Raw genomic sequence first — 9,552 nt, 5'->3', positions numbered from 1 at the left:
CGTAGTACTTGTCGTACCCGCTGTTGCCGCGACCGAAATCCTCGTCGACACCGGTGCGCGCGAATCCGTTGAAGCGCTTCACTGTTGCGCTCAACTCGGTGGGTGGAATTCCGGTCCGTTCGGCCAGTTCCGAGATGGTGTCCGCCTGAACCACGACCCCGGCTTTCAGCCATCGAGACGGGAACCGCTTCTTCGGTTGCAGGCCGGCGAAGATGTATCGATCTCGATACCTCTGGTCGATGATCATCCAGGTCGGAATGTTCTCGCCGGGTCCATCACCGACGCCGTACTCTCCGCCGTACATCGAATGCACGGCCTCGACGTAGGGCGCTGCCTCGTTGAGGAATCGCTTGCCCGAAGAGTTCACCATGATGCCGCCGGGCAATGTGCGTTCGGCGATGCAGAACCACGGTCCGCCGGTCAGTGGAATCGACGGCCCCCACCACGCGTCGTCCATCAGATCCACAGCGGCGCCGAGCTTCTGGCCGGCGCGAATGCCGTCCCCGGTGTTCGCTTTGGCCCCGACGGTCCACTCCGTCCCGATCGGTTCACGCTGGTACTGCTTGCGCATCTCCTCGTTGTGTTCGAAACCGCCAGAGGCGATCACGACGCCGAGGCCCGCGCGCAGAACATGACCGTCGGCGGCCTCGACGCCTCGAACCCGACCGCCCTCGACGACGAGATCCACCATCGGAGTGTCGAGAAGCACGGGTACATTGATGTCCTGAAGCCCGGCCCGCAGAGCGGCAGCGAGAGCTTGGCCTCGGCCGAGAAGGTGCTTTCCGGTGAGTTTCGCTGCCATCCAGCGCATTCCGACGCGCATCACCCGTGCGATACCACTCGGATGGCGCCGTAGCAGGTTGATCGTCCGGTAGTCGGCCTGCGTGAGCACGACGTTGAGCGGCGCCTTCCCGTAGTCCGGTTCCAGGTTGTTCACCTCGGTTCCGAGGCAGGAGGCGTCGAACGGTGTCGGTTCGACCGACCTGCCGCCGACACGTCCGCCGGGGGCTTCCGGGTAGTAGTCCGAGTAGCCCGGCACCCACTGCATTTTCAGCGGCGAGTTCGCGAGAACAAAGCTCAGCATCTCGGGGCCGCGCTCGAGGTAGGTGTCGATGCGTTCCTTCGACACGACGTCACCGATGATCGCGTGGAGGTAGTCGCGGGCGGCTTCGGGAGTGTCGTCGACTCCGTCTGCCTCGAGCGCCTCGTTGTTGGGGATCCAGACGCCGCCGCCGGATCGGGCCGTCGACCCGCCGAAGTGTCGAGACTTCTCGATCACGACGACGCTCAGTCCGCGGTGCGCCGCGGTGAGTGCGGCCGTCATCCCGCCGGCGCCACTTCCAACCACGACGATGTCGTATTCCTGCGTGCTCATTTAGAACACGTTATAGAATGATCCTGGTTCCAGTCCATGCTTTCAGGCAGCGAAGATGGTAAGAATTTCGTTCATCGACCGAAACACGTTCCAGTTTACTAGTCCGGAGGTTACGAGTGACGTGGGATCTACACGCCGACGTCGTGGTGGTCGGTTTCGGAGCGGCCGGAGCGGCGGCGTCCATTCAGGCGAGAGAGTCGGGCGCCGAGGTGATCGCGCTCGACCGTTATACGGGCGGCGGGGCCAGCGCGTTGTCAGGCGGGGTCGTATATGCAGGCGGTGGTACATCTGTCCAGGACCTCGCGGGAGTGAGCGACAGCGTCGAGCACATGTTCGAGTATCTCCGGAAGGAAGTAGGAGATGCAGTGAGTACCGCGACGCTGCGACGCTTCTGCGAGGAAAGTCCGCAGATGATCGAATGGCTGCAGGCGCACGGTGTGCCCTTCGACGCCTCACTGTGTCCGTACAAGACCTCGTACCCCAGTAACCGGCACTACCTTTACTATTCCGGCAGCGAAGCAGCGGGCGAGTTCCGCGCGGTCGCGAAGCCCGCTCCACGCGGCCACCGGGCGAAGGGCAAGGGGACGTCGGGAAAGATGCTGTTCTCCCCGCTCGCGTCATCCGCACTGAGTTCCGGCGTACGCCTGGTACCGCAGACGCGAGCCTTCTCTTTGGTCGTGTCGCACGGACGAGTCGTGGGCGTCGAGTGTCGGTCGATGCGCCGCGCCCCGGCCCGCATTCGAATGTTGCATCGACGACTTGGGATGCTCTCGGCGAAACCGGGCATCTACGCTCCCCAGCTGAGGTATCTGCTCGAGCGTCGTCTCGCTCACCTGGAGAAGAAGTATTCCGAGGTACTCCGAGTCGAAGCACGACGCGGCGTCGTGCTCAGCGCGGGCGGGTTCGTCGCCGATCGAGCAATGATGAAGGAACATGCTCCCAAGTACACCGGTGGGATTGCACTCGGGACCGCCGGGGACGACGGCAGCGGTATCACGCTCGCGACCGAGATCGGCGCGGCAACAGACAAACTCGGCAACGTGTCGGCCTGGCGTTTCATCGTGCCCCCCGTTCCCTTTCTCGGCTCGCTGCTGGTCGACCGCGAGGGGAAACGAATGATCGACGAGTCGCGGTACGGCGCGGCCCTCGGCCACGCGATCGTCGAGCAGGGCGCTGGTCGAGGTTGGCTGCTCGCCGACGCCGATCTCGTCCGGGAAGCCAAGAAGCAACTTCCGTCGCAATCCACCTGGTTCCAGCGTGTTCAGAACGCGGGGCTGATGCGTACCGCGAAGCGCGGTGACACCATCGAAGCAGCCGCCCGAGCCGCTGGAGTCGACCCGTCCGGGCTCCGCGCGACCGTCGAGGAGCACAACGCGGCCATCGCAGCGTCGAGCGCGGACCCTTTCGGCAAGCACGACGACTTTCGTACGCCGGCACTGAAGGCTCCCTTCACACTGTTCGACGCCGGGATTCCACCCGGATCGACGGTGGCCAAGTTGATGAATCCGTGCCCCATGCTCACCCTCGGTGGCGTGGTGGTCGACGAAGAGACAGGCGGAGTGAAAGACACCTCGGGATCGACGATTCCGGGTCTGTTCGCCGCGGGACGAACCGCCGTCGGCTTGTGCTCGAACTCGTACGTCAGTGGTTTGTCGCTGGCGGATTGCATCTTCTCGGGGCGCCGCGCGGGCGTACATGCGACGAAAGGGGAACTTCGTGCTGTCGACGCAGACGCGAATTGAACTCGCCGAACGGTTGGCGACTGCAGAGATCACGAGGCGTCCGATCGCGCCACTGCCGGTCATCGACGTGGTCGACGCGTACGAAATCCAGTTGCTGAACATCAGGCGACGGGTCGAGTCGGGAGCGACGATCGTGGGCCACAAGGTCGGCCTGTCGTCCCTCGCGATGCAGCAGATGATGGGCGTCGACGAACCCGACTACGGTCATCTCCTCGCCGACATGGAGGTATTCGAAGACGTTCCGGTCGTTGCCGGGCGGTTCTGCTTCCCGCGGGTGGAAGTGGAAGTGGCATTTCTGCTCGGGGAAGACCTCCCGGGTGAGGGATGCACCGTCGACGACGTCCTTGCAGCGACCGAGTACGTCGCGCCGTCCATCGAGCTGATCGACTCCCGTATCGAGAACTGGAAGATCGGTCTGTCCGACACGATCGCCGACAATGCGTCCTCCGCCGGGTTCGTGCTGGGCGAGCAGCGGGTGCGACCGTCGGACATCGATCTGCTGGGCATCGACGCCGTCCTCTGGCGAAACGGCGAGGTTGCAGCGAAGGGGCGAAGCGATGCGGTGCTCGGCAACCCAGTGACCGCGGTGTCCTGGCTCGCGCGCAAGGTCGCCGGATTCGGCGTCCGTCTGAAGAAGGGCGACATCGTGTTGCCTGGATCATGCACTCGGGCAATCGATGCCGAAGCCGGTGACTCGTTCCGTGCCGAGTTCACCGGACTAGGAACCGTCTCCCTCGAATTCACCTGAACAGGAAGGTCTCACTTCATGGCCACAGCGACCGTAGCGATAGTCGGCTCCGGCAACATCAGCACCGACCTTCTGTACAAGCTGCAAAGGTCGGACTATCTCGATCCGCGGTGGATGATCGGGATCGACCCCGACAGTGAGGGATTGGCCCGCGCTCGATCTCTCGGTCTCGAGACGAGCTCCGAGGGCGTCGACTGGTTGCTGGCGCAGGACGAACGACCGGATCTGATCTTCGAGGCGACCTCCGCGTACGTCCATCGAGCTGCTGCTCCGCGGTACGCCGAGGCCGGTATCCGCGCGATAGATCTCACGCCCGCCGCAGTGGGCCCCGCGGTCGTACCGCCCGTGAACCTGCATGCGCACGTCGACGCGCTCAACGTCAACATGATCACGTGTGGTGGTCAGGCCACCATCCCGATGGTGCACGCGGTGTCTCGGATCGTCGAGGTGCCCTATGCCGAGATCGTTGCGTCCGTGGCCTCGGTGTCGGCCGGCCCGGGAACTCGGGCGAACATCGACGAGTTCACGAAGACCACCAGCCGGGGGATCGAGGAAATCGGAGGCGCATCACGCGGCAAAGCAATCATCATCCTCAATCCTGCCGATCCACCGATGATCATGCGAGACACCATCTTCTGCGCCATTCCCGAGGACGCGGATCACGATGCGATCTCCGAATCCGTGTTTCGAATGGCGGCGGAGATCGCGGAGTACGTGCCGGGCTACCGCTTGCTGAACGATCCGCAGTTCGATCCTCCCTCCGAGATCTCGGGCGGATTCGCAAAGGTGTCGATCTTCGTCGAAGTGGAAGGCGCCGGTGACTTCCTACCGCCCTATGCCGGAAATCTGGACATCATGACCGCTGCTGCCACCAAGGTCGGCGAGCAGGTTGCGCAACACATTCTGGAGGCGGGAGTTCGATGAACCGGATACGAGTGACAGACACGTCCTTGCGCGACGGATCGCACCACAAGCGGCACCTGTTCACCACCAGTGACGTGGAGAACATCGTCGCAGCGCTCGACGGCGCAGGAGTACCCGTCATCGAGGTGACACACGGTGATGGACTCGGCGGCTCCTCGTTCAACTACGGCTTCTCCAGAACACCGGAGCAGGAACTGATTTCGATTGCTGCGAAGACTGCGAAGAACGCGAAGATCGCGTTTCTGATGTTGCCGGGTCTCGGCGTCAAGGACGACATCATCACCGCGCAGGGCAACGGTGCGTCGATCTGCCGGATTGCAACACACTGCACCGAAGCCGATGTGTCCGTTCAGCATTTCGGACTCGCACGGGAACGGGGGCTGGAGACCGTCGGATTCCTGATGATGGCGCACTCACAGCCACCCGAGGTGCTTGCCAAGCAAGCGCGGATCATGGCCGACGCCGGGTGCCAGTGTGTCTACGTCGTCGACTCGGCCGGTGCGTTGGTGCTCGAGCAGGTGTCGGACCGGGTATCGGCTCTCGTCGCAGAGCTGGGTGACGATGCGCAGGTCGGGTTCCACGGCCACGAAAACCTCGATCTGGCCGTGGCCAATTCGATCTATGCAGTCCGGGCTGGGGCGCAGCAGATCGACGGCAGCGCACGACGGTTCGGCGCGGGTGCAGGAAATACGCCGGTGGAAGCGTTCGTCGGGGTGTGCGACAAACTCGGCATCGAGACCGGCATCGACTTCTTCAAGATCGCCGACGCCGCCGAGGATGTGGTCCGTCCGGTGATGCCGGCGGAGTGCCTGCTCGACCGGCAGGCGTTGATGATGGGATACGCCGGGGTGTACTCGAGCTTCCTCCGTCATGCCGAACGCCAAGCCGAGCGGTACGGCGTGTCCTCGGCGGAATTGCTGGTGCGGGCGGGTGCCCGGAAGTTGGTCGGTGGTCAGGAAGATCAGCTCATCGACATCGCCCTCGAACTCCAGAAGGAGGCGGTGGGCTGATTCACCTGGTGCGGCTCCGCCGCAGTGGCGCGGTTGAGTGCACTGGCGTGCGCTCAACCGCGCCACTAGGGGCGCAGCACCTCGATCACGCTCGCCCAGTCGTCCGCGCCATGACCGCGGGCAATCGCGGCGTCGTAGAGGGCTTCGACGGCGGCAGGTAGTCCGGCGGGAATTCCGAGGGACCGGCTGGTCTCGGTGATGTGTGCCGCCGTGGCGCCCATCATGGTGACAGTGCTCAGATCTCCTGGATAGGACCGAGCGTCGATGGACGTGCCCAGTCCCGGGCCGACGATGGCAGGAATAGCCGCGACCATGTCGAGAGCGTCGGGCACGAAGTCGCTCGCGGTGACCCCTGCTGTGTTCACCACTGCGGTGGCGTGGAGGATCGCGGACAGTGACGTCAAGAACACCGTGAGCTGAGCCTGGTAGTAGAGCTGCGCCAAGCCTGGGTCCTGACCGAGATAGCGCGCGGATCCGATCGCTGCGAGCGTCGCTTCGACGGTGTCGAACGTCGGACGGTCACCGCTGAAATAGACGTACGCGGAATCGGTTCCGATCATCGTCGCCGGGACCATGACGCCGCCGGTGACGAAGCTCGCGCCCTGTGCGCGGGCCCACTCGGCCGCCTCCCTGGTGCGGTCGGGTGTGTCCGAGCTGAGATTGACGAGGATCTTTCCCGTCAATCTCGATTGGTGGGGTCCCAGGATGTCGTACATCGCGCCGTAATGGGTGAGGCTGAGGACGATGATGTCACCGGCTGCGAGTGCGCTCTGGACGGAATCGGCGACGGTAACGCCCGTCAGGCCATCCGCTCGCAACAGGGTCCGATTCCAGACGGTCACCGGATGGCCGGCATCGACGAACGCCCTGGCCATTGCTTGTCCCATCGGCCCGAGTCCGATAACTGTGATCGTGTCAGACATGTTCTCCTCCATCGGCGATGCTCTCGTAGATTCTGGCAAAGCTGTCTGCACCGCGTCCCTCGACCTGCTGGCGGTGAATGAGCTTTTGCACCATGGCAATAGCGTCGGGTGCAATCCCTTGGTCCGAGCTCGCGTCGACCATCTCGGTGAGATCGCTGAAGTCGAGTGACTGCTGTCCAGGCCCGGAGTAGTCGGAGCGGTCGATGATATCGGCGAATTCCGCGAATGATGCTGTCAGAGAGCTCAACCACGCGGTGGCCAACGATGCAAACTCTGCAGCCGGCACCCCGACAGATCCGAGAAGCGCTGCGCCGTGCATGAAGCCTGCGAACATGATGTACATCGCCGAGAGAAGGGCGAAGTCGTACAGCGCGGCCATGCCCGCGTCGCCGCCGTAGAACGTCGCGGATCCCCAGACTTCGAAAGTCTCTCGGTGCTCGTCGAACACTGACCTGTTGCCGCTGTAGAACACTGCCGAACCGCGATTGCCGATCATCTCCGGCACCGCCAGGATCCCGCCGTCGAGGTAGCGGATGCCGTGTCCGTCTGCCCAATCGGACAGTAGACGTGACTGATTCGGCGAAGTCGTGGTCACGTTCACCAGCGATTTTCCTGTGAGGGTCTCGGCCAGCGGGTCCAGCACCTCGAGCACCGATGCATAGTCGAGCAAGCAGATCACTACCAGATCGGATCGCGTCGCGTCGGTGGCGGATTCGACAACAGTCGCTCCCTGCTGGCCGAGCGGATCCGCTCGGCTGCGCGTCCGATTCCACACCGTCACGCGGTACTCCGCGGCGAGCAAAGCCTCGGCAAGCGCTCGTCCCATGTCCCCTGCTCCGAGAACGCTGACGGACATTCGTTTCTCCCTTCGTCGGTGAGAGAAACGATTGCGCGCTACCGTGAATCCGGCAAGTACCCACTATTTTGTGCGCTACTGACTTTTTCGTAAGCATGGAGGATCAGGGATGGAACGCAAGCGTCGTGGGCCGTACATCTGCGGTATCGATGCCGCGATGGACGTTGTGTCCGGGAAGTGGAAGTCACTGATCCTGTGGGAGCTGAACAACTACGGCGTTCGACGCTTCGGCGAACTGAAGAAAGGCCTCCCCGGGGTCAGCGAAAAGATGCTCGTGCAGCATCTGCGTGAGATGGAGGAGGATGAGCTCGTTCACCGCGAGGTGTACCGCGAAGTACCTCCGCGCGTCGAGTACTCGCTGACCGTGCACGGAAAGTCACTCAACGCTGCGCTGGGTTCGCTCGGCGATTGGGGAACCGAGCGCCAGCAGCGGCTCCGCCTCAGTGGCGCGGTTGAGTAGGTCAGAACACACTTAACCGCGCCACTAGTCGGGGACCGACAGGATTCCCTCCATCACTGCATGATCGATGGAGTCCTGCAACCGCGGGCACGAGTCCTGAGTCGCCGAACTACCCGATTCGCGGAAGACCGGGCACGACTCGGTCGGCCGTGACGTCCACTGGACCGACGTCTGCTTGAGACTGTTCTTGCGCACCAACACGCACGTTCCGCAGGCGCGACATTCGACCGGCGTGAGCCTCGAGTCGAGATAGTTCTCCTTGTCCAGCACCGTCTGCGCGTGGATCTCTCGAATCCGAGAGGGATCGTTCGCGAAATCAGGTGCCTTTGCCCACCTCACGCGTCGGCTTTCTCAGCAGCCTGCTTGGCGAGATTCTCCTCGACTTCGTGCTGCCATGCCTCGTTGGCTTTCGTGGTGTCGACCTCGAATTCGAAGCGCCCGGTCATCTTCTCGTTCACCTCGGCGACGTCGACGTAGAACTGGTCGTACCAGCGCCGCAACTGGTAGACCGGCCCATCTTCCTCGCACAGCAAGGGATTGTCGATCTTGGTCTTGTTCTTCCAGATCTCCACGTCCTGAAGGAAGCCGACGCTGATGCCTTCGGTGAATTTCTCCGCCAGTTTGGTAGCGGTCTTGTCGTCGATACCGTCGGGCTTCTGCACGGTGATGCCCCACTGCAGGACGAACGAGTTCTGATCGATGGGGTAGTGGCAGTTGATCAGCACGCTCTTGACTTCGTAGCCGCCGTAGATGTTGGTCAGTGGATTGATCATGTACGACGGACCGTAATACGACGCCTCGGACATCAGGAGAGTGTCTCCGCCGTACTGCGACGCCATTCCGATGTCCGGACGGCCCTTCGTGTTCAGGTACTGCGACGCGATGTGACCTTCGAACACATTCTTGAAGTAGGTCGGGAAGGCGTAGTGGATGTAGAAGAAGTGCGCCATGTCGACGACGTTGTCGATGATCTCGCGGCAGTTCGCGCCCTCGATGACCATGGAGTTCCAGGTCCAGTCGGTCCAGTCGTCACTGTAGGCACCGTCGATACGCGGAATGGTCACGTCCTCGGGCGGTGGGTTGCCCTCGGCGTCGTTCCAGACGAACAGCTGTCCGTTCCGATCGAGCGTCGTCCACGTACGCGTCCGGGCCAGGGGCGGAACGCGTCGGGCGTAGGGGATCTAGGTGCACTTTCCACTCGCACCCCAGCGCCAGTCGTGGAAGGGGCACGCGATCTCGTCGCCCTTGACGGTTCCTTGTGTGAGATCTCCGCCCATGTGTCGGCAGTAGCCGTCGAGGACGACGATCTTGCCCGACGAATCAGCGAACACCACCAGCTTGGTGCCGAAGGCAAGTACAGAGTGCGGGGCGCCGTCCATGAAACTCTTGGTCAGACCGAGGCAGTGCCAACCGCGTGCATAGCGAGTCGGTGTCTCGCCGACGTCGATCTCGCGAATCCTTGCCATGTGCACCCCTAACTTGCCAGCCGATAGTTCTACTAGAACACGTTATAG

Annotated in this window: 9 protein-coding genes and 1 pseudogene; 5 read left to right on the top strand and 5 right to left on the bottom strand. The window is 62.9% G+C overall.

From position 1 onward, the window contains the following. On the bottom strand, positions 1-1,375 hold a 1,375-nt coding region (locus A2J03_RS11440; protein ID WP_068373608.1), incomplete at its 3' end, for an FAD-dependent oxidoreductase. A gap of 116 nt (positions 1,376-1,491) precedes the next feature. On the opposite strand from A2J03_RS11440, the gene A2J03_RS11435 reads away from it, so the two are divergent. From A2J03_RS11435 to dmpG, 4 genes are read left to right on the top strand one after another with little or no spacing between them, the layout of a single operon-like run. Further along, entirely contained in the window at positions 1,492-3,117 is a 1,626-nt protein-coding gene (locus A2J03_RS11435; protein WP_068373605.1) for an FAD-binding protein, read from the top strand. Beyond that, positions 3,092-3,865 carry a 2-keto-4-pentenoate hydratase gene (locus tag A2J03_RS11430; protein WP_068373602.1) on the top strand — a complete coding sequence of 258 codons (774 nt, stop codon included), beginning with the start codon at positions 3,092-3,094 and terminating at the stop codon, positions 3,863-3,865. Before A2J03_RS11435 ends, A2J03_RS11430 begins: the two co-directional genes overlap by 26 nt. A gap of 18 nt (positions 3,866-3,883) precedes the next feature. Further along, positions 3,884-4,789: an acetaldehyde dehydrogenase (acetylating) gene (locus tag A2J03_RS11425; RefSeq protein WP_068373599.1), complete on the top strand. Its 906-nt coding sequence runs from the start codon at positions 3,884-3,886 to the stop codon at positions 4,787-4,789. Beyond that, positions 4,786-5,799 carry a 4-hydroxy-2-oxovalerate aldolase gene (dmpG, locus tag A2J03_RS11420; RefSeq protein ID WP_068373596.1) on the top strand — a complete coding sequence of 338 codons (1,014 nt, stop codon included), beginning with the start codon at positions 4,786-4,788 and terminating at the stop codon, positions 5,797-5,799. Before A2J03_RS11425 ends, dmpG begins: the two co-directional genes overlap by 4 nt. 65 nt (positions 5,800-5,864) lie before the next feature. Here dmpG and A2J03_RS11415 read toward each other — a convergent pair whose 3' ends face one another. Next, entirely contained in the window at positions 5,865-6,722 is an 858-nt protein-coding gene (locus tag A2J03_RS11415; protein WP_068373622.1) for an NAD(P)-dependent oxidoreductase, read from the bottom strand. Beyond that, entirely contained in the window at positions 6,715-7,578 is an 864-nt protein-coding gene (locus A2J03_RS11410; RefSeq protein WP_068373593.1) for an NAD(P)-dependent oxidoreductase, read from the bottom strand. Before A2J03_RS11410 ends, A2J03_RS11415 begins: the two co-directional genes overlap by 8 nt. A gap of 109 nt (positions 7,579-7,687) precedes the next feature. Here A2J03_RS11410 and A2J03_RS11405 point away from each other — a divergent pair, with 109 nt between their 5' ends. Beyond that, positions 7,688-8,038: a winged helix-turn-helix transcriptional regulator gene (locus A2J03_RS11405; RefSeq protein ID WP_068373590.1), complete on the top strand. Its 351-nt coding sequence runs from the start codon at positions 7,688-7,690 to the stop codon at positions 8,036-8,038. Positions 8,039-8,062: 24 nt separating this feature from the next. Here A2J03_RS11405 and A2J03_RS11400 read toward each other — a convergent pair whose 3' ends face one another. Continuing rightward, on the bottom strand, positions 8,063-8,377 hold the full coding sequence (locus A2J03_RS11400) for a hypothetical protein (protein ID WP_068373587.1): 315 nt from the start codon (positions 8,375-8,377) through the stop codon (positions 8,063-8,065). Next, positions 8,374-9,504 (bottom strand): annotated as a pseudogene (locus A2J03_RS11395) (Rieske 2Fe-2S domain-containing protein). Before A2J03_RS11395 ends, A2J03_RS11400 begins: the two are co-directional and overlap by 4 nt. Positions 9,505-9,552: the final 48 nt, after the last annotated feature.

This window comes from Rhodococcus sp. EPR-157 (genome assembly GCF_001647195.1).
Classification (GTDB): Bacteria; Actinomycetota; Actinomycetes; order Mycobacteriales; family Mycobacteriaceae; genus Rhodococcoides.
Note: the sequence above shows the minus strand (reverse complement) of the source record. Positions and strands in the feature narration are given on the sequence as shown.

Excerpts from the sequence above, each read along its gene's own strand:
- A2J03_RS11425 (WP_068373599.1), top strand. The coding sequence starts at position 3,884 with ATGGCCACAGCGACCGTAGCGATAGTCGGCTCCGGCAACATCAGCACC.
- dmpG (WP_068373596.1), top strand. The coding sequence starts at position 4,786 with ATGAACCGGATACGAGTGACAGACACGTCCTTGCGCGACGGATCGCAC.
- A2J03_RS11415 (WP_068373622.1), bottom strand. The coding sequence starts at position 6,722 with ATGTCTGACACGATCACAGTTATCGGACTCGGGCCGATGGGACAAGCA.
- A2J03_RS11410 (WP_068373593.1), bottom strand. The coding sequence starts at position 7,578 with ATGTCCGTCAGCGTTCTCGGAGCAGGGGACATGGGACGAGCGCTTGCC.
- A2J03_RS11405 (WP_068373590.1), top strand. The coding sequence starts at position 7,688 with ATGGAACGCAAGCGTCGTGGGCCGTACATCTGCGGTATCGATGCCGCG.